Origin of the sequence: Bacillus sp. EKM501B, from assembly GCF_011800505.1 — a bacterium.
In the GTDB taxonomy this organism is placed as follows: domain Bacteria; phylum Bacillota; class Bacilli; order Bacillales; family Bacillaceae_G; genus Bacillus_A; species Bacillus_A cereus.
Genome location: NZ_JAALFZ010000072.1, coordinates 1 through 337, shown reverse-complemented (window position 1 = coordinate 337; position 337 = coordinate 1). Strand labels below are relative to the sequence as shown.

Genomic DNA, 337 nt, shown 5'->3' with positions numbered 1-337 from the left:
GTCTTGATTGAACAGCACAGTGTACTGAATTTATGGCAATGGTTTGAAAGGACGTATCATGTGGCTCCTGGAGATGCCATTCTCCATATGACCAATTCTGCCTTTGATGTTAGTGTGGAGGAAACGTTGATTCCGCTTATGTCGGGAGCTGTTGTCGTTATTGCGGAAGAACAAGTAGTTTTCCAAAAGGAAACGCTGATCGATTTCTTGAATGAGCACAAAATCCGTATAGCTCAATTTGTTCCAGCAACCTTACGTGTACTTTTAGCTGGACAAACGAAAAAAGCTAAGAATTTAGAAGTGGTCATCTGCGGTGGAGAAAAGTTGGATCCTCAAT

At 41.8% G+C, this 337-nt stretch carries 1 protein-coding gene; it reads left to right on the top strand.

The features are described from left to right. Nucleotides 1–60 precede the first annotated feature (60 nt). Nucleotides 61–337, top strand: a 277-nt coding sequence (locus HFD78_RS29165; protein ID WP_238797756.1) for an AMP-binding protein, incomplete at its 3' end; no start/stop codon positions are given.